Source organism: Candidatus Sulfotelmatobacter sp. (assembly GCA_035498555.1).
Taxonomy (GTDB): domain Bacteria; phylum Eisenbacteria; class RBG-16-71-46; order RBG-16-71-46; family RBG-16-71-46; genus DATKAB01.
In genome coordinates, this window is the sequence record DATKAB010000131.1 from 1 (window position 1) to 18,203 (window position 18,203).

The window sequence follows — 18,203 nt, forward strand, 5'->3', positions numbered from 1 at the left end:
TCCAGGTGGTAGACCTCGCCCTGCGACAGGCGCTTCATGAGGTCGAGATACTCGCCGCGCATGTGCGACAGGATCCGCAGGTACTTGTCGAAGCCCACCGAGAGCTTCTCGAGCACCTCGGACACACCCGCGTTCTTGCGGTGCATCTGCTGCGCGTAGGTGTAGGCGAAGTGGTAGTAGGTCTTGCCGCGGCCGATGTAGGTCTCTTCGCTGGGCTGCAGCTTCTTCTGACCCGAGGGCAGCATGGGGTTGTCGAAGATGCCGATCGACACCAGCAGGAAATCAGCGTTGGTCTTGTAGATCTGGTACTTGAGCCGCGCGTCGGTCGAATTCGCGAGGCGGCGGAACACGTCAGTGTCGTACTTGGAGAGGAAGCGTCGCGACTGCTCCACGTACTCGGGGTTGATGAACGAGTGGAGCAGGTGAGCGAGGTAGACGTTGACGTCCTCGTCGTAGAAGTCCTGGTTCGAGACCAGACCGGTCTCCATCCTGGAGTAGAGCAGGCAGTTGACCATGAAGTAGTAGGTCGGCTGCAGCTCCCGGCTCGTGTCCTTCAGGTCCACGTAGTGACGCGGATTCATGATGCGTTTCCCCGGGCATCCAGGCCCATGTGGTCTCGTGAGGAGCGGACTTCTCACCACCCAGAGACGCATCCGGCATGCCACGTCCTTGAAAAGGGGCGAGGGGCCCAGCACCCGCGAGGGGCGCGGCCGAAGTCGGGCAAACCGAACGATCCGGAACCCACGTTCTCCCCGGAACTTCGCGAGGATTCCCGCAATGTCTGGGGCACATGCCCCGAAATTGGGGCCCCTTTCGCAGCCCCCTCGGGACCAGTCCAAACTTGTACTCCACGCAGGTCGCACGCCTTTCAACCTGCAATTCGCTTGAGTCCACTTCAAAATGTTTGATAGCGGCGAGCCGCTAGTCCGCTGGTATCGCCCCGTCTGCAGCCGCGATTGCGGCGCGCGAATCCGCTTGCCTTCTGCACGTCACGGGCCCACGGTGCGGTTTCGAGGCGCGGCCGTTCGCGTCGAGGCCGCCGTTTCGACGCTCGCCGAGGCAGGGCATGTCGCTTGCGAAATGGTCATTCGTCGCCACGCCCCTCTACGTCGCTCGAGATCGGACAGCACCCCATGACCGAACGTGACCCCAGCGCGGTCCCCGGCGGGCCCGCGGCGCCGCCCGCACATTTCGTGGGGCTTCGGCTGCGCCTGTGGATCGCCTGCCTGGCCGGCGTGGTGGTGATCGCGCTCGGCCTGTGGTGGATCGCGGGCCACGAGCTCGGTCCGGATTCGGATCCGGCGCGCGTGCTCGGCTGGCTCGCCGGCATCGGCGGACTCGGGGTCGCCGTGGCCGGCGGATTCGCGCTGTGGCTCGATCACGCGATCGTCGGGCACCTGCGCGGGCTCTCGCAGAGCCTCGCTTCGGGTCGCGTGCAGGAGCTCCGCGGGCTTCCGGCGGGCGCCGGCTGGGGGGAGCTCTCGGAGCTCTCGGTGATCACGCAGGACGTGATCACGCGCCAGCGAGTGACCGAGCAGGCCGCCGCCGAGCTCGAGCAGCTCGAAGCCCGGCTCGCGGCCATCACCGCGCGGCTCGAGCGCTGGCGCTCGACCGAGCGCTGGCAGTCGCTCCCGGCCGAGGGCGGCCGGGCCGACGCCCTGGTCGCCGAGCTCAACGCCTCGTTCGCGCGTGCCGCCGAGATCGGCGAGCAGAATCTCGAGGCATCGCGCCGCCTGCGCGAGGATCTGGGGAGCGCGGCCGACGACGCCCGCGAGTCCGCGGCGCAGGCCGAGCGTGGCTTCGTCGAGGCCACCGCGCTGCTCACCACGGTGCGCGAGCTGCAGCGTCTGGCCGGAGAGCTGCGCGCTTCGTTCGCGGAGGTGGGCGCGGCGGGATCGCCGGGCGGCGACGAGCGCCTCGAGCGCTATCGCGAGACCGTCGGGCTCGCGCTCGAACAGTTGATCACCGCTTCCAACGCCAGCGTCGAACACCTCGGCTCCGCGTTGCTTCGCGCGCAGGAGATCGCGAGCCTGGTGCAGGTGGTGTCGAATCGCGCCACTCTGGTGGCGCTCCACGCCGCGACTCTCGAGGCCCGACTGCCGAGCGAGGAGCGTCGTGGCGAGGATCTTTCGCGCGAGCTGCGGCAGCTCACCTCCGAGGTGCGCGAGGCTTCGCTGCGCGCCGACCAGCTGGCCGGCGAAGTGGATCGGCAGGCGCGCGCCGCGGGCGAGCGCATGCATGCGCTGCGCGACCACGTCGCGCGCCAGCTCGAGCCGCCGCCGGCGATGGCCGCGAGCGCCGCGCTTCCCGAGAACACGCCGCGCCTGCTCGAGCGCGTGCGCGAGATGATCCAGGACGCGACCCAGAAGGGCGAGCGACTCTCTTCGGCGGGCGAGCGTGCCTCACGCGCCGCCGCGCGTCTCATGCGCCGGCTCGACGAGGAGGGGCAGGAGATCGACGGCCTGATCGTTCGCCTCACCCCGTCGGGCGACGAGCTGGAGCAGTCGGCTCACGATCCGACCGCGATACTCGAGCCGCGCGGCTCCGGCCTGCGTTTGCTGGACGCGGAAGCCGACCCGCGAGTCTCCGACGCGGGCGGCTCGAGCGCCGAGCGCCGCGAGGAGCGGCCATGAGCCGGCCGAGTGAGATTCCGCCGGACGTCGGCGCGGCCAGGATGCTCGCCGAGGCGTTGCGCGCGGCGCTCGCCCCGGGCGCCGACGCCGAGAGCTTCGCTGCGGCGCGCACCGCGGCGCAGATCGCCGGGCTCGACGGGCTCGATGCGTGTCTGGCCGCGCTCGAGCCGCATCGCGGCGCCCCGTGGCCGCCGCCGTTCGCGGCGATCGCCGATCGCGTCACGCGCATCACCAGCGCCGGCAGGCTGCAGGGGTTCCGCGACGCCGATCGCGAGCTGGGCGCCCATGCCGCCGAAGTGAGCGGCATGCAGTGGGAGCGCGCCGCGATCGTGCTCGCGACCTCGAAGAGCGCGGCCGAGGCGGCTGCCGAACCGAGGCCCGCGGAACCCGCGATCGCCAGCGTCGCTACCGTGAGCGCGGCCGAGGCGCTCGAGGAGCTGCCGCTGGCGGGCGCCGCGTCCGAGGAGGTCGCGAAGAAGACGCGCCTCACCGTGGCGGTGGCGGCCGCGCTGCGCGCCGCGCTCGAGTGGCTGACGCGCGAGACGCCGCAACCGAAGCCCTTCGTTCTGCGCGGCGAGGACTCGGTGCTCGAGGTGATGTGCGAGGCGATTTCCGCCTCGGGGCTCACGCCTGCGAGCGAGGCGCTGGCCGCGGCCGACGGCAACCTCTCGCCGGTCGGCGATGGCCCGGCTCGCGCCGGCGGCGCGTGGCTGGTGCGCGTGCCGGCGTGGTCGGCGCGCCCGCTGCACTTGATGTTCGAGCAGGGCCCGCTGCGCCTCGCGGTGCCGTGGCATTCGGTCCTGCGCATGTCGCTGGTGCCGGCGATCGAGCTGGAGCTGCGCCGCGAGAGCCTCGCGACCCCGATGATCGCGCCGCTCGCCCCGCTGATCGAAGGGATCGGCGAGCGACCGGTGATCGCGATCGCGAGCGGCGGGAGGCGCGGGCTGCTGGTGGCCGACCGGCTGGTGTGGCGACTGGCCGGCGAACCGCTCGCGGCTTCCGATCCCTCGCCTCATCGGCTGCTGACTCATGCGGTGCGCAGCGAAGAGGGCGACTGGTTCTGGTTGATCGAGCCGCGGCTCCTGCTCGAGGGCCTTCCGGTTCCGGTGCTGGCGGCGCCGGCGGAGAAGCCGAAGGTCGAGAAGCGGCCAGGGGCGACGCCGCCTTCCGCGCCGAAATTCGCGGCCAAGCCAGCGGAGATGAAGCCACTCAGTTCCACGCGTCCGGCACCCCTCGTGCTGCAACCGACCGATGTCGAACCGCTCCTGCTGGGAGCCGCCGACGTCGTGCCGCTCGAGCCCGCACCACGTCTCGAGCCGAGGCCGGCGCCCGCGCCCGCGGCGGCGATCGAACCGGCGCCGCGACCGAAGTCGGCGCCCGCGCCCGCGGCGGCACCCCAAGCTCCGCCCGCGCCCGAGTCTTTCCCCGCGTATCGGTTCCCGGCGTGGATGGAACGCCTGGGTTCGCCGCTCCCGCTGCCGGCGGACGATTCCGAGCACGTCTTGGCGGCGCCGGTGGTGGTGCGCTCGGAGTCGCTCGCGAGCCGGCCGGTGCTGATCGCAGAGGATTCGCTCGCGGCCCGCCACTTCCTGGCGCGGCTGTTCGAGCGCGAGGGTTTCGAGCCGCAGGCGGTGGCGTCGGCCGGCGAACTGTGTCGCGCCCTTGCCACGCGACCGTGGTCGCTGGTGGCGGTGGACGTCGAGCTGCCCGACGCGCACGGCGCCACCTGGCTCGCCGAGGTGCGCGGCGAGCTCGAGCGCGCCGAAGTGCCGTGCGTGGCGCTGGTGCGTGACGATCAGGACGCTGAGCTGGCCCGCGAGGCCGGCATCCTGCGCTGGCTGCGCAAGCCGTTCGACCGCGAAGAGCTGGCGCACCTGTTGCGAGTGACGCGACTGATCCCGGGAGAGTCGGCGTGAGCCTGGCACCGCTCGAACCGCGCGCGCCCGCTCCGGGGCAGAGCATCTTGATCGTGGACGACGACAAGCGCGTGGTCGAACTGCTCGAGATCGCCTTCAGCACCCAGGGCTTTCGCGTGCTCACCGCGTGCGACGGCGATGAAGCGGTACGCAGCGCCTCGCAGGACAAACCCGACCTGATCGTGCTCGACGTGCGGCTTCCGCGCCGCAGCGGGCTCGACGTGTGCGAGATGCTGCGCCGCGATCTGCCCGAGCCCGGCGTGCCGATCGTGGTGGTGTCGGCCGCGGTCGAGACCGAGACGCGCCTGCAGGCATTCGCCCGCGGCGCCGACGATTTCCTGGCCAAGCCGTTCTCGCCGAAAGAACTGGTGGCGCGCGTCCGGCGCCTGCTGGCGCGCACCACCGAAGCGCGGCAGGCCAAGCAGCGCGTGGTGGAGCTGGAGCGCGATCTGGGCCGCGCCAAGGACGCGCTCGAGCGCGCGCACGGCGAGGCGCGGCGCGAGCAGCGCCTGCACGAGCTGGCGAGCGGTCCCGGTCAGGCGCTGCACGAGAGCCTCGACGCCGACGAGATCGTGGGTCGCCTGCTGTTCGACGCCCAGGTACGGCTAGGCTCGAGCTTCGTCGCGCTGCTGTGGTCCGAGCGGCCCGGGCAGCCGCTGCGTCCGTGGGCGGCGCGCGGCGAGACGCTCGATCGGATCGCCGCGCTCGAGGTGCGCCCCGAGGGTCCGCTCGGCACCCTGCTCGACGGCCTCGGCCGGCCGGTGCTGCGCCGCGAGCTCGACCGCTTCCGCGAATTGCGCGCCGAGCTACCGGCGTTCCTGGCTCACGCGGTCACCGTGCTCGCGCCGATTCCGGGACCGGGCCGGCTCGAGGGTCTGCTGGTCGCCGACGAGCGCATGGACGGCGGTGAGCCGCGCCCGGCCGAGGTCGAGCTGCTGGCGTCGCTGTGCGCGATGGCCGGCGCTTCGCTCGCCAACGCCGCCCGGGTGCGCGAGCAGCTGATCCAGGCGCTCACGCGTCTGGCCGAAACCCTCACGCCGGTCGCGCCCGATCTCGCCCGCCGCCGCGACGAAACCGGCGCCTTGCTCGAGCACGCGGCGCACGCCCTGTTGCTGCCGCCGCGCCAGCGCATGCTGATGTCGCTGGCGCTGCGCCTCGGCAACGGCTCGCCGAACGATCCGATTCGCGACGTGCTGCTGAGTCTGCGCGACGAGGACGCGACCGGGCTGGTGCGCGACCTGCTGTCGCTGGAGGAGCGCTCGGAATCGCCCGCGCTGCCGGATCGCGATGCCCTCGCCGAGGAGTGGCGCCCGCCGCTGCTGCTGCGCATCGGACGCGATTACGCCTCGGCCCGCGGCGACGGCGACGGTCGCGAGCTCGCGCTCGAGCGCGCGGCGGCCGCGGCCGGAGAAGCGCTCGATGCCGCGACCGCGCGCGCCCTCGACGAGGCGCTGCGCGAGACCGCGCACCTCGCTCACCAGAACTCCTGAGGCTTCTTTCGTTGTAGGCTGCCGGCCGGATGAATCGGCTCGCGCGCTGGATTCCGGCCGCCGGTTGGCTCCGGCACTATTCGCGCGACTGGCTCGCCGGCGATCTGGCCGCCGGCGTCACGCTGGCCGCCTACCTGCTGCCCGCCGCGCTCGGCGACGCGACGCTCGCCAATCTTTCTCCGCAGGCCGGCCTCTACGCTTGCCTGTTCGGTGGCGCGCTGTTCTGGCTGTTCTGCAGCTCGCGCTACACGGCGGTCTCGACCACTTCGGCGATCTCGCTGCTGATCGGCGCGACGCTGGGTGAGATCGCGCACGGCGACCCTGGCCGCTTCGAATCTCTCGCCGCCGCCACCGCGCTGCTGGTGGCGCTGATCGCGTTCCTCGCCTGGCTGGTGCGTGCCGGAGTGATCGTCAACTTCATCTCCGAAAGCGTGATGGTCGGCTTCAAGTGCGGCGTCGCGCTGCTGCTCGCCAGCACGCAGCTCCCCAAGCTGTTTGGCTTCCACGGCGGTCACGGCGATTTCTGGGTGAACGCCGGGTTCTTCCTCGGCCATCTCGCCGACACCCAGCCCATCGCGTTGACGGTGGGGCTCGTGGCCCTCGCGGTGCTGATTGTCGGCCGCATCTACTTCAAGACCCAGCCAGTGGCGCTGCTGGTGGTCGCAGGGGCGATCGTCGCCGCCGCGGCGCTGCATCTCGATCGGCGCGGCGTGAGCCTGATCGGCCACGTGCCGACCGGTCTGCCGCCGCTCGGCCTGCCGCAGGTGCAGCGCGCGGATCTCGCGCCGCTGCTCTCGCTCGCCACCGCCTGCTTCCTGCTCGGCGCGGTCGAGACCGCGGCGATCGGGCGCACGTTCGTGGCCAAGCACGGCGGCCGCCTCGACGCCAATCAGGAGTTCCTGGCGATCGCGGCCGCCAATCTGGCCGCGGGCTTCGGACGCGGACTCTCGGTGAGCGGCGGTTCGTCGCAATCGCTGGTCAACGAGAGCAGCGGCGCGCGCACTCCGCTGTCGGGCGCGCTCGCGGCCGGCGTGATCCTGATCGTGGTGCTGTTCTTCTCGCCGGTGCTGCGCCTGCTGCCGCAGCCGGTTCTGGCCGCGATCGTGCTTGTCGCGGTGGCAGGATTGTTCCAGGTGTCGGCGCTGATCGCGCTGTGGCGCTCGAGTCGCGCGGAGTTCCTGGTGGCGGTCACGGCGTTCGCCGGAGTGCTCACGTCGGGATTGCTGCGCGGGGTGGCGATCGGTTCGGTGTTGTCGATCGTCCAGCTCCTGCGCCGCGTCTCGGGGCCGCACGTCGCGATCCTCGGCCGCATTCCCGGCACCGAACGCTTCTCGGATCTCGAGCGGCACCCGGACAATCAGGCGATCCCCGGCGTGCTGATCGTTCGCCCCGAGGTGAGCCTGGTGTACTTCAACGTGGACGGCGTGTGCGATCGGATTCGCGAGCGACTCCGCCAGGCCTCACCCGCGCCGCGACTCCTGGTGCTCGATCTCTCGGCTTCGCCGAGCATGGATCTGCAGAGCGTCCACACGCTGGCCGGAATGGCCAAGGAGCTGGAGGAGGACGGCGTGCCGGTGCGCGCGGTCGAGACGCACTCCTCGGTCCGCGATATCCTGCGGCACGAGGGGGCCGACGCCCTGCTCGGCGGTGTCAATCGGTTCAAGACCGTGGCCGAGGTGGTGAGCGAGTTCCAGCATCAGAAACAGTACCCCGCGACGGATTCGTGATCTCGAGGCAACCGCAGGCGTGAAGGCCCGAGCCGATCGGATCGTTTGGGGTGCCGCGCTGGCTGCGTTCGCTTGGGTGGTCGCCGCGGGTGCGGCGACCGCCGATGCCGAATTCCCGCCCGGGGTGCCCGATCGCTTCCAGCTCACCCTCGGCGGCATGGCCGCGATGTTCGACACCGGCGCCGGTCTCGAGAAGAGCACCGGAGCGGTGAGCCAGATGCTGGTGTTCGAGGAGTTCTTCGGCATTCCGGTTCACGATCAGTTCCTGCGCTTCGATGGGTCGTGGAGGATCCGCGGACGGCACCGGCTGGACGCCGGCTATCTGAACGTCTCGCGCACCGGAACGCGCGCGGTGGAGTCCGGCTTCTCGTTTGGCGACCACCTCTATCAGGCCGGGGCGGTTGTCACCGGCACGGCCGCATCGCGATTCACCTACGTCGCCTATCGCTACGACTTCGTCGAGCAGCCGACGCTACGGTTCTCGGGTACGGCCGGAATCAGTTTCCAGCAACTGTTCGCGCGAGTGTCGGCGTCGGCGGGCGTCACCGATCAGAATGGTCAAGCGGTGACCGGGGAATCGATCGATGAGGAACGATTCTCGTTCCCGGTGCCACTGATCGGAGCGGAAGTCGACTGGGAGTTCGCCCGGCATTTCATGCTCGAGACCTACTCGCGGTTCCTGGCCATCGACGCCTCCAGCGTGAGGGGCGGAGAGCTCGACTTCTCGCTGCACGGCTTCTGGTACTTCGACCGCCACGCCAGCGTCGGCCTCGGCTACGACAAGATCGGCATCAACTGGCCGCTCTATGTCTGGCAGGGCGACAAGGCCCGAATCTCGTACGACATCGACGCCCTCACGCTCTATCTGCGGGGCTCCTTCTAGCGCGAGAAACGTCGCGTGGCGCGTCCGCCAAGAGGGCCGGCCGCGCCACGCGGCATGCAGGGTAGTCGAGCGCTGCCGCTAGGGAGTCTTCTTCAATCCGCTGAAGTCCACCTTCGGCGTCTCGCGCGCCGTCTCGGGGATCTGATAGTACGGCGCCTCCTTAAAGCCGAACGCCATCGCATAGAGGCTGGTCGGGAAGCGTTTCACCATCACGTTGTATCCCTGCACTTCCTGGTTGTAGCGCTGCCGCTCCACCGCGAGGCGATTCTCGGTGCCCGACAGCTCGTCCATCAGCTGGACGAAGGCGTCGTTGCTCTTCAGCTGCGGGTAGTTCTCGACCACCACCAACAGCCGCCCGATCGCGGTGTCCATGGCCTGCCCGGCCGCGATGCTCTGCTCGGTGGTCTTGGCGCCCGCCATTTTCGCGCGCGCGTCGGCGATGGCGCCAAACACGGCCTGCTCCTGGGTCGCCGTGCCCTTCACGGTCTCGACCAGGTTGCCGATCAGGCTCGCCCGCCGCTGCAGCTGATTGTCCACCTGCGCCCACCTCTGCTTCACCGCTTCGTTGGCGGTTACCAGCCGGTTGTAGTTGCCTACCAGGCAGCCACCCACCATCAGCAGCAGCAGCGCCACGACCGCGATCGCGATCAGTCCGCCACGTTTCATGGCCCTCTCCTTTCGTTGCCGCGACAGCCGCGCGGCACGGTTCCGATCCTTCCTTCACACTCCGTCGCGCCGATTACCAGCCGCCGCTGCCTCCGCCGCCTCCTCCGCCACCGCCGCTCGAGCCACCGCCAAACCCCCCGAATCCTCCGCCACCACCGCCCCCGAATCCGCCACCGCCCCAGCCGCCCATACCCATGCCGCCGAATCCGCCCGGACCCAGCCACCACCAGCCGCCACGGCCGCCGCGCATGCGGCTCCGGATGATGGCGAGGAAGATGATCGCCACCAGCAACAGGATCAGCGGCTCGATCGGCAGGCGATTGCCGCCGCCGCCCGAGTCGTAGCGCAGCTCACTGCCGTCCCACTCGAGCGTGACGTTCTTCTCCTGCGCGATCTTCGCGGCGCACGCCAGCATGCCCTGCGTGATGCCGCCGTTGAAATCGCCCGCCTTGAGGTAAGGCCGCATCACCTCGCGGTAGATCCGCGACTCGAGTCCATCGGGAAGCGTGCCTTCGAGCCCATAGCCGGTCTCGAATCGCACCTCGGTCTGCTGCACCGCGACCAGCATCAGCAGGCCGTTGTCTTCGCCCTTCTTGCCGATCTTCCAGCGCTCGAAGACCCGCACCTTGTAATCGCTGGGCGACTCGGGCTCGGTGGACCTGACGGTGAGCACCGCCAGCTCGGCGCCGGTCTTCTCCTGCACCTGAGCGAGAAACGATTCGAGCTTGGCGCGGCTCGAGTCGTCCATGACGCCCGCGAAGTCGTTGACGTGCCCGACCGCGGCCGGAACCGCGGCGGTATCGGGTGCGGAGGCGTCCTGGGATCGGGCGGGCGAGGGGTGCGCCCACGCCAGCAGCGTGAGCGCGAGAGCGGCGACCCCCAGGCGCGCCCGTGCGCGCCCGTGGCTCATGGCACTCGCAGTTGGTCGATCGCGCCGATCAGCCGGTCGATTTCGCAGAGGAAGCGCCGATAGGAGGGGGCGACGTCCTGCCGGTGAAGCGGTTTGCCGCCATAGCGCAGCAGGTGGGGCACCAGCAGGGCCTGGGCATCCAGCTTGAACAGGTCGGCGACTCGCTCGATCACGCGCGCGGACTCCGCCGGCGGCGTTTCGCCCTCGAGCCGGATCAGCGTGCGGAATAGCGTCGCGTAGCTGCTGGCCGCGGCCGCCAGCACGCGCGACAGCTCCACGTGGCGATTGGCGTTCATGAGCAGCGCCTGGCGAAGCTGGATGTGTTTGCCGCGCAGCTCGTGCTCGCACTGGAGCCGGAGATAGGTGCGGGGCACGTCGAGGCCGCGCAGCACGTCCTCGCCCTCGAGCAGCAGATGGCGCTCCTGCATCTCGAGCCACTCGATCGGGAAGACGTCGAGCGAATTCTCGATCTGGCCGTGCGTCATGAACAAGGGCTCGAAGTGCGGCGCCTTCTTGGTGACCGGGATGGCTTTCGCCAGTCGCTCGAGCATCTCGGCTCCCAGCGTGCGCGATATCACCAGCACGTTGATCTTGGAATGGCGCGTATCGAAGCCCTGGGTCAGCACGCTGCCGGTGAGGTAGGCGGCGAGGAAATCGCCGCCGAGGGCCTGGCGCACCGGCGCCAGCCAGTTTCTCGTGGCGGAGAGCAGCTCCGCCGACGGTTCGATGCGAAGCTCGCTGCGGGTCAGCATGTCGGTGCAAACGGTAGCACGGCCCCCGGGCGGGTCAAGCCGGCCGCCGGCTCGAAAATCGCCGCGCCGGCCGGTTCTCGATGCGCCCGTTGACGCGCGCTCCGATGCCTCCTTATCGTGCGGCGACCATGACCCTGCGCGTTGCCATCATCGGCTCGGGTCCGGCCGCCTTCTATGCCGCCGAAGCGCTGCTCAAGAGCGCTTCGCCCGCCTTCAGTGTGGACATGCTCGAACGTCTACCCACTCCCTACGGCCTGGTGCGCGGGGGGGTTGCGCCCGATCACCAGAAGATCAAATCGGTGATCGCGATCTACGAGAAGATCGCGTCGAATCCCAACTTCCGCTTCTTCGGCAACGTCGAATTCGGCCGCGACGTCACCGTCGAGGATCTGGCACGACACTTCCATGCGATCCTCTACGCCACCGGCGCCCAGACCGATCGTTCGCTCGGAATTCCCGGGGAGAATCTGAACGGCAGTCACTCCGCCACCGAGTTCGTCGCCTGGTACAACGGGCATCCCGATTTCCGCGATCGCCAGTTCGATCTCTCGGTCGAGCGCGTGGCGGTGGTCGGCGTCGGCAACGTGGCGATCGACGTCGCGCGCATTCTCTGCCTCGCCCCCGAAGAGTTGCGCACCACCGACATGGCCGATCACGCCATCGAGGCGCTCTCCGCCAGCAAGGTGCGCGACGTGTTCCTGCTCGGCCGCCGCGGGCCGGTGCAGGCGGCGTTCACCACCGTCGAAGTGCGCGAGCTGGGCGAAATGCTCGAGGCCGAGCCGGTGGTGCGCGCCGACGAGATCGCGATCGATCCGCTGAGCGCCGAAGAACTGAGCGCGGCGCGCGCCGCCACCAAAGCCAAGGTCGAGATCGTGGAAGGTTTCTCGAAGCTCGCGCCCGCCGGCAAGCCGCGGCGCATCCATCTGCGCTTCTTCGTCGCGCCGCAGGAGATCCTGGGCGACGAGCGCGGCCACGTCCGCGCCATCAGGCTCGCGCGCACGCGGCTGGCGAAGAACGCGGCCGGCGCGATCGTGGCCGAACCCACTGGCGAGACCGAGGAACTGGCGGTGGGGCTGGTGTTCCGCTCGGTCGGCTATCGCGGCGTGCCGCTGCCGGGCGTGCCGTTCGATCAGAAGAGCGGACTGCTGCCGAATGCCAGGGGCCGGGTGCTGCGGGAACCCGGCGGCGAGCCGCTCGCCGGCCACTACGTGAGCGGCTGGATCAAGCGCGGCCCGAGCGGCGTAATCGGCAACAACAAGGCCGACTCGGTCGAGACCGTGAACGCGCTGATCGAGGACGCCAACGCCGGCAAGTTGCCGTCGCCGGCATCGCCCGAGCCCGCGACGTTCGCGGCGCTGCTCGGGCAGCGCTGCCCGGCGTGCGTCGACTTCGCCGAGTGGCAGAAGCTCGATCGCCACGAGGTCTCGCGCGGGGCAGCCCAGGGTCGCCCGCGGGTCAAGTGCGTCAGCGTCGACGAGATGCTCGAGGCGATCGGCAAGCAACGGGTGGCGCGATGAGCCTCTACCTGCCGCACTCGGCCGCAGAGCGCTTCGGCCGCGTGGTGCGCGAGCGTCGGGCCGGTGACTTTCTGATCCGACTGTCGAGCTACACCGACCCCGTCCGCACCCCGACCCATCACCACGCGCTCGCCTACTTCAGCCACATCGTGCGCGGCGGACTCCACGAGCGATGCCGCGGAGTCGAGCGACTCTACGAAGCCGGCAGCCTGCATTTCCACGCGGCCGAAGAGCCCCACCAGGCGAGCTTCGGGCCCGACGGCGTGACCTGCCTCAGCATCATTCCCGGCGGCGAGATCGCGGGCTGGATTTCCAGCGCGCGCCCGGGGCACGACCCGGGCACGGTGCGCTCGATGGCCCGGCACGCGGGGCGCTGCTACGCCGCGTTTCGCGACGACGATGATGCCTCGACGCTCTCGCTCGAGGCGGCGGCGCTCGAGCTGGCCGCGGCGTGGCTGCGCGAGGGAGCGCCGGCCGGAGCACGACGGCCGGAATGGGTGGACGAGGTCTGCGCGCACCTTCGCGTCCGCTACCCGACGCCGGTGCGCCTCGCGGTGCTGGCGCGGCTTGCCGGAGTTCACCCGGTGCATCTGGTGCGGGCGTTCCGCCGTCACGTGGGCGCCACCCCCGGCGCCTATCTGCGCGGGCTGCGCATCGAGGCCGCGCGTGAGGCGCTGCTCCAATCCTCGCGGCCGATCGCCGAGATCGCCCTGGCCTCGGGCTTCTCGAGCCAGGCGCACCTGACGCGCGTCTTCCGCCGCGCGGTGGGGGTGCCGCCCGCCCGCTACCGGCAGATTCACCGGCGCGGCCGCATCTGACCACCCGCGCGGGCGCGCCGCGCTCATTTCGGGCGCTCGCGCTCATCGCGGGAAAGACCGCGATTTCATTCACTCGTACGCTGCGCATTCCACCCCGCGTGCGAGGAGAAATTTCATGATGTGTCGCCTGAAGCGGCTGTTCTCGGCCACCGGTCTCATTCTGCTCGCGGCTCCGGCTCTCGCCGCTGCCCCGGTCTCCCCGAACCGGAACTCCGCCGCGCCGCCCGACGACGCGGCGCTGGCCCGCGCCATTGACGCCTACACGCGCCCGTTGGTCGAGCGCGGCGATCTCTCCGGGCAGCTGCTGGTGCTGCGGCGCGGGCGCGTGGTGGTCGAGCGCTCGTTCGGCTTCGCGAATTTCGAGCTGCGCGCACCGGTCACGCCCGAGACGCGCTTCGACATTGCCTCGGTGACCAAGCCGATGACCGGCGTGCTCGCCATTCAGCAGGCAGTGGCGGGACGTTTGAACACGCGCGACTCGATCACGCGCTGGTTTCCGGACTTCCCGCGCGGCGACTCGATCACGGTCTCGATGCTGCTGCGCCATCGCTCCGGGATTCCGCACGAGATCGTGCCCGACAGCGCGATGACGCGCCCGTTCAGCGCCGCCGAGATCGTGGAGCGGGCCGAGCGCCTGCCGCTCGATTTCGCGCCGGGCACGCGCGAGAGCTACAGCTCGGGCGGCTACGAAGTCCTGGCGCGCATCCTCGAGCGGGTGAGCGGGAAGAGCTACGCGACGCTCGCCGCCGACAGCATCTTCACCCCGCTCGAGATGACTCACACCTCGCACGTCGACAGCCGCCAGATCGTGCCCGGGCGCGCCACCGGCTACGTTCCCGGCATCTACGGAATCGAGAACGCCCCGCTGCAGGATTTCTCGGGGCTGGTCGGCGCCGGCTCGGTGTGGTCCACGGCGCGCGACCTGCATCGCTTCGTCGCCGCGATCGTGGCCGGACGATTGGGCGAGGGGCCGCGCCTGTCCTACGTGCGCGGCGGGCGCGTGGATTTCAACGGCCGCACCGGCGGATTCAAGGCATGGGCGTGGTGGGACAGCACCAGCGGCATCGAGGAGATTCTCGTCAGCAACGTGGCTTCGGGCGCGCCGGACGTGCTGAAGGGCGCGATCCCGAGGCTCGCGAACGGCGAGAAGCTCGTGCCTCCATCGCCGCCGGCGCTACGCGCGGAAGCGGCGCCGCTCGAGGAACTAAAGCGCTGGGAAGGGGTCTACCAGATCGAGCACGGGCCGCGCCTCGACGTGCGCGTGCACGACGGAGCGCTCTACTGCAACGACTGGCTGCTCCTGCCGGCGGCCGATGGGACGTTCTACTCGCCGCGCGACTATGGCCTGGTGCGCGGCGTACCCGGCGCGAACGGCCACCTCGCGCGCCTCGATTGGACGCAGGGCGGCGTCATCTACCCCGCGCCGCGCGTGGCGGATTGAAGCGGCGGCGATCGATCGCGCCACCGAACGGCCCCGCGCCCGGGCTGACTTGACCCTCCCCGGCGCGGGGCCTAGTTTTCAGGCACAAAGTTGGTTCATTCCCCTCGCTCGACTCGCGGCCAAGCGCGCATGAAAACGATCGTCAACGACTTCAGCATTCAGGTCGCCACCGTCAACGGCTCCGGCAGCCAGACGGCCAACACCGTGCTGCTTCGCGCCATCTTCCAGATGGGCATTCCGGTGAGCGGCAAGAATCTGTTCCCGTCCAACATCGCGGGCTTGCCGACCTGGTTCACGATCCGCGCCAGCCAGGACGGCTACATCGCGCGCCGGAAAGAGACCGACATCACCGTGATCATGAATCCCGAGACCGCCGCCGACGACGCCGCGGCCGCGATCCCGGGCGGCGTGATCGTGCTCAACGACTCGATCAAGATTCCGCCGGTGCCCCCGGATCGCATCGTCTATTCGGTGCCGATGAGCAAGCTGATGGAGCCGATCACCAAGGACGTGAAGCTGCGCCGGCTGGTGGTCAACATGATCTACGTCGGCGTGCTCGCGCAGCTGATCGGCATCGAGGAGGCCGAGGTCGAGAAGGCGCTCGACGCCCAGCTCGGCCGCAAGCCCAAGGCCCTCGCGCTCAATCATCAGGCGGTGCGCGCCGGCTTCGAATGGGCGGCGGACAATCTCGAGAAGCGCGATGCGTTCCTGCTCCAGCGCATGAACGCGAACGAGGGCAAGCTGCTGGTCGACGGCAACACCGCCGGCGCGCTCGGCGCGCTGTTCGGCGGCGTCACCGTCGTCACCTGGTATCCGATCACGCCGTCGTCGAGCCTGGTCGAATCGCTGATCGGCTTCCTCGAGCGCTATCGTCGCGACGAGCATGGCAAGGCGAGCTTCGCCGTGATCCAGGCCGAAGACGAGATCGCCGCCGTCGGCATGGTGATGGGCGCCGGCTGGGCGGGCGCGCGCGCCATGACCTCGACTTCGGGCCCGGGCATCTCGCTGATGAGCGAATTCGCGGGCTACGGCTACTACGCCGAGATTCCCGGCGTGATCTGGGACATCCAGCGCGTCGGGCCGAGCACCGGGCTCCCGACGCGCACCGCGCAGGGCGACCTTTCATTCGTGGCGCGACTCTCGCACGGCGACACGCGCCATCCGGTCTTGCTGCCCTCGTCGGTCCGGGATTGCTTCGACTACGGGCTGATGGCGTTCGATCTGGCCGAGCGGCTGCAGACGCCGGTGTTCGTGCTGAGCGATCTCGATCTCGGCATGAACAACTGGATGAGCGAGCCGTTCGTCTACCCCGAGAAGCCGTGGGATCGCGGCAAGGTGCTCGATGATCAGGCGCTCGAGCGCGTCGCGAAGTTCGAGCGCTATCGCGACGTGGACGGCGACGGCATTCCCTATCGGACGCTGCCGGGAGTGAAGAGCCAGAAGGGCACCTACTTCACGCGCGGCTCGGGTCACGACGCGGCGGCGCGCTACAGCGAGAAACCCGAGGATTACGCCGGCAACATGGATCGGCTGCTCACCAAGTGGAACACCGCCCGCACGCTGGTGCCGGCGCCGGTCATCGAGCACACCGAGGGCGCCGAGATCGGACTCATCGCCTACGGCTCGACGCACTGGGCGATGATCGAGGCGCGCGACCAGCTCGCCGCCGCGGGGGTGCGCACTTCCTACTGCCTGGTGCGGGCGCTGCCCTTCCACGCCGATCTCGCCAGGTTCATCGCGCGCTACCCGCGCATTTACGTGGTTGAGCAGAATCGAGACGCGCAGATGGCCGGCCTGATGCATCACGAGTATCCGGCCGAGGCCGCGAAGATCCGCTCGGTGCTCCACTACGACGGCATGCCGATCGACGCGCGCTCGATCAGCGATGAGCTGTTGAAGCAGGAAGGCGCAGCCGAGCGCGTGATGGCGCAAGGAGCGGCGAGATGAGCACCGAGACCACCAGGCCGGCCGGCGGCGCTCCCGCCAACACCAATCGCATCGGGCTCACGCGCGCCGACTACGACGGCAGCAAGACCACGCTCTGCCCGGGCTGCGGCCACAATGCCATCACCGGGGGCATCATCCAGGCGGCGTGGGAGGCGGGCCTCGAGCCGCATCGGGTGGCGAAGCTCTCGGGCATCGGCTGCTCGAGCAAGACGCCCGCCTATTTCCTCGGCCATTCGCACGGCTTCAACGCCGTCCACGGCCGCATGCCGAGCATCGCCACCGGCGTCCACGCCGCGAATCGAGAGTTGCTGCTGATCGGCGTCTCGGGGGACGGCGACACCGCCAGCATCGGCATGGGCCAGTTCGTCCACCTGGTGCGGCGCAACGTGCCAGTCGTGTACATCGTCGAGAACAACGGCGTCTACGGGCTCACCAAGGGCCAGTTCTCGGCGACCGCCGACATCGGCAGCACGCAGAAGACCGGCAAGGCCAACGAGCTGATGCCGATCGACCTGTGCGCGCTGGCGATCGAGCTGGGCTGCGGCTTCGTGGCGCGCTCGTTCTCGGGCGATCAGAAGCAGCTGCGGCCGCTGCTCAAGGCCGCATTCGCGCACCGGGGCACCGCGGTGCTCGACGTGATCAGCCCGTGCGTCACCTTCGCCGACCACGAGGGTTCGACCAAGAGCTACGCCGCCGTGAAAGAGCACGACGCGCCGCTCCACGACATCGAGTTCGTGCCCTACTTCGAGGACATCACGGTGGATTACGAGCCCGGCACCACGCGCGAGGTGACCATGCCGGACGGCTCGCAGATCTACTTGAAGAAGCTGACCGCGGACTACGACCCCACCAGCCGCGAGAACGCCCTGAGGGTGGTCCACGAGGCGCGGCGGGAGAACAAACTGATCACCGGGCTCCTGTTCGTGAGTCCCGAGGATCCGCCGTTCGACGCCGAACTCAAGCTGATGGACGAGCCGCTGGCATCGTTGTCGCTCGACCGCGTCCGCCCGCCGAAGCGGGTGCTGGACGAGATCATCGAGACGCTGCGCACCGGCAAGGGCGCGGCGTCCGCCGGCGGCGGGGGATGAGCGAAGCGCCGAACGCGGCCGGCGCGGGACCCGAATCCGCCGGCACTGCGGCGCCCGCTCGGCCACCCGCGCTCTCGATCCTGCTGCTGGTCTTCATGGTCGCCAACGCCGCACAGCTCGCGGCCGGATTGCTTCGCCGCCGGCAGATGTTCCTCGACATCCCGCGCCTGACGCCGCTCGCCTACGCCGCGTGGCTCGCGGGGCCGGTCGCTGGCATCGCGGGGGCGATCGGCCTGTGGGCCTTCCGCCGCTGGGGCCTGATCGCGATCGCCCTCGGGTGGGCGATGGTGGCGGCGGTCGACCTGTGGCTCGGCGCCACGCCGCACGCCATCATCGCCACCGGCATGGTGTGGCTCATCATCCTGTTCAGCCGCTCGATTCGTGGGGCACTGCGCTAGAATTTCTGCACCCACCG

The 18,203-nt window shown here is 69.9% G+C and carries 15 protein-coding genes; 11 read left to right on the forward strand and 4 right to left on the reverse strand.

Features of this window, described 5'->3' with window-relative positions:
* Window positions 1–581, reverse strand: a 581-nt coding sequence (locus VMJ70_11270; GenBank protein ID HTO91699.1) for a hypothetical protein, incomplete at its 3' end; no start/stop codon positions are given.
* Window positions 582–1,133: 552 nt separating this feature from the next.
* On the opposite strand from VMJ70_11270, the gene VMJ70_11275 reads away from it, so the two are divergent.
* Genes VMJ70_11275 through VMJ70_11295 form a run of 5 tightly spaced genes read left to right on the forward strand, consistent with a single transcriptional unit; the run spans window position 1,134 to window position 8,649 of the window.
* Window positions 1,134–2,633: a hypothetical protein gene (locus tag VMJ70_11275; GenBank protein HTO91700.1), complete on the forward strand. Its 1,500-nt coding sequence runs from the start codon at window positions 1,134–1,136 to the stop codon at window positions 2,631–2,633.
* Window positions 2,630–4,549, forward strand: a complete 1,920-nt coding sequence (locus VMJ70_11280) for a response regulator (protein HTO91701.1) — start codon at window positions 2,630–2,632, stop codon at window positions 4,547–4,549. Before VMJ70_11275 ends, VMJ70_11280 begins: the two co-directional genes overlap by 4 nt.
* Window positions 4,546–6,039, forward strand: a complete 1,494-nt coding sequence (locus VMJ70_11285; GenBank protein ID HTO91702.1) for a response regulator transcription factor — start codon at window positions 4,546–4,548, stop codon at window positions 6,037–6,039. The genes VMJ70_11280 and VMJ70_11285 overlap by 4 nt, the downstream gene beginning before the upstream one ends.
* A 29-nt stretch (window positions 6,040–6,068) precedes the next feature.
* Window positions 6,069–7,766, forward strand: a complete 1,698-nt coding sequence (locus VMJ70_11290) for a SulP family inorganic anion transporter (protein HTO91703.1) — start codon at window positions 6,069–6,071, stop codon at window positions 7,764–7,766.
* 19 nt (window positions 7,767–7,785) lie between these two features.
* Complete coding sequence (locus VMJ70_11295; protein ID HTO91704.1) at window positions 7,786–8,649, forward strand: hypothetical protein; 864 nt, start codon at window positions 7,786–7,788, stop codon at window positions 8,647–8,649.
* Window positions 8,650–8,727: 78 nt separating this feature from the next.
* Here the strand turns inward: VMJ70_11295 and VMJ70_11300 are convergent, their stop codons facing one another.
* The 3 genes from VMJ70_11300 to VMJ70_11310 form a co-directional block, all read right to left on the reverse strand.
* Window positions 8,728–9,315, reverse strand: a complete 588-nt coding sequence (locus VMJ70_11300; GenBank protein HTO91705.1) for a LemA family protein — start codon at window positions 9,313–9,315, stop codon at window positions 8,728–8,730.
* A 73-nt stretch (window positions 9,316–9,388) separates the two neighbouring features.
* Window positions 9,389–10,225 carry a TPM domain-containing protein gene (locus VMJ70_11305; protein ID HTO91706.1) on the reverse strand — a complete coding sequence of 279 codons (837 nt, stop codon included), beginning with the start codon at window positions 10,223–10,225 and terminating at the stop codon, window positions 9,389–9,391.
* The gene (locus VMJ70_11310) at window positions 10,222–10,977 is read right to left on the reverse strand and encodes a hypothetical protein (GenBank protein ID HTO91707.1); all 756 of its coding nucleotides are present in this window, start codon (window positions 10,975–10,977) and stop codon (window positions 10,222–10,224) included. The genes VMJ70_11305 and VMJ70_11310 overlap by 4 nt, the downstream gene beginning before the upstream one ends.
* 104 nt (window positions 10,978–11,081) lie before the next feature.
* Between VMJ70_11310 and VMJ70_11315 the strand changes: the two genes are divergently transcribed.
* The 6 genes from VMJ70_11315 (at window position 11,082) to VMJ70_11340 (ending at window position 18,186) form a co-directional block, all read left to right on the forward strand.
* The gene (locus tag VMJ70_11315; protein ID HTO91708.1) at window positions 11,082–12,494 is read left to right on the forward strand and encodes an FAD-dependent oxidoreductase; all 1,413 of its coding nucleotides are present in this window, start codon (window positions 11,082–11,084) and stop codon (window positions 12,492–12,494) included.
* Complete coding sequence (locus VMJ70_11320; GenBank protein ID HTO91709.1) at window positions 12,491–13,312, forward strand: helix-turn-helix transcriptional regulator; 822 nt, start codon at window positions 12,491–12,493, stop codon at window positions 13,310–13,312. The genes VMJ70_11315 and VMJ70_11320 overlap by 4 nt, the downstream gene beginning before the upstream one ends.
* 115 nt (window positions 13,313–13,427) lie before the next feature.
* Window positions 13,428–14,753, forward strand: a complete 1,326-nt coding sequence (locus tag VMJ70_11325; GenBank protein ID HTO91710.1) for a serine hydrolase domain-containing protein — start codon at window positions 13,428–13,430, stop codon at window positions 14,751–14,753.
* Window positions 14,754–14,882: 129 nt separating this feature from the next.
* Complete coding sequence (locus VMJ70_11330; protein ID HTO91711.1) at window positions 14,883–16,700, forward strand: 2-oxoacid:acceptor oxidoreductase subunit alpha; 1,818 nt, start codon at window positions 14,883–14,885, stop codon at window positions 16,698–16,700.
* The gene (locus tag VMJ70_11335; GenBank protein HTO91712.1) at window positions 16,697–17,788 is read left to right on the forward strand and encodes a 2-oxoacid:ferredoxin oxidoreductase subunit beta; all 1,092 of its coding nucleotides are present in this window, start codon (window positions 16,697–16,699) and stop codon (window positions 17,786–17,788) included. Before VMJ70_11330 ends, VMJ70_11335 begins: the two co-directional genes overlap by 4 nt.
* Complete coding sequence (locus VMJ70_11340; GenBank protein HTO91713.1) at window positions 17,785–18,186, forward strand: hypothetical protein; 402 nt, start codon at window positions 17,785–17,787, stop codon at window positions 18,184–18,186. Before VMJ70_11335 ends, VMJ70_11340 begins: the two co-directional genes overlap by 4 nt.
* Window positions 18,187–18,203 lie beyond the last annotated feature (17 nt).

Bases quoted from the DNA above. Each gene is read 5' to 3' on its own strand.
- VMJ70_11290 (HTO91703.1), top strand. From the start codon at position 6,069: ATGAATCGGCTCGCGCGCTGGATTCCGGCCGCCGGTTGGCTCCGGCAC.
- VMJ70_11330 (HTO91711.1), top strand. From the start codon at position 14,883: ATGAAAACGATCGTCAACGACTTCAGCATTCAGGTCGCCACCGTCAAC.
- VMJ70_11320 (HTO91709.1), top strand. From the start codon at position 12,491: ATGAGCCTCTACCTGCCGCACTCGGCCGCAGAGCGCTTCGGCCGCGTG.
- VMJ70_11300 (HTO91705.1), bottom strand. From the start codon at position 9,315: ATGAAACGTGGCGGACTGATCGCGATCGCGGTCGTGGCGCTGCTGCTG.
- VMJ70_11315 (HTO91708.1), top strand. From the start codon at position 11,082: ATGCCTCCTTATCGTGCGGCGACCATGACCCTGCGCGTTGCCATCATC.
- VMJ70_11310 (HTO91707.1), bottom strand. From the start codon at position 10,977: ATGCTGACCCGCAGCGAGCTTCGCATCGAACCGTCGGCGGAGCTGCTC.
- VMJ70_11280 (HTO91701.1), top strand. From the start codon at position 2,630: ATGAGCCGGCCGAGTGAGATTCCGCCGGACGTCGGCGCGGCCAGGATG.
- VMJ70_11305 (HTO91706.1), bottom strand. From the start codon at position 10,225: ATGAGCCACGGGCGCGCACGGGCGCGCCTGGGGGTCGCCGCTCTCGCG.
- VMJ70_11275 (HTO91700.1), top strand. From the start codon at position 1,134: ATGACCGAACGTGACCCCAGCGCGGTCCCCGGCGGGCCCGCGGCGCCG.
- VMJ70_11325 (HTO91710.1), top strand. From the start codon at position 13,428: ATGATGTGTCGCCTGAAGCGGCTGTTCTCGGCCACCGGTCTCATTCTG.
- VMJ70_11335 (HTO91712.1), top strand. From the start codon at position 16,697: ATGAGCACCGAGACCACCAGGCCGGCCGGCGGCGCTCCCGCCAACACC.
- VMJ70_11340 (HTO91713.1), top strand. From the start codon at position 17,785: ATGAGCGAAGCGCCGAACGCGGCCGGCGCGGGACCCGAATCCGCCGGC.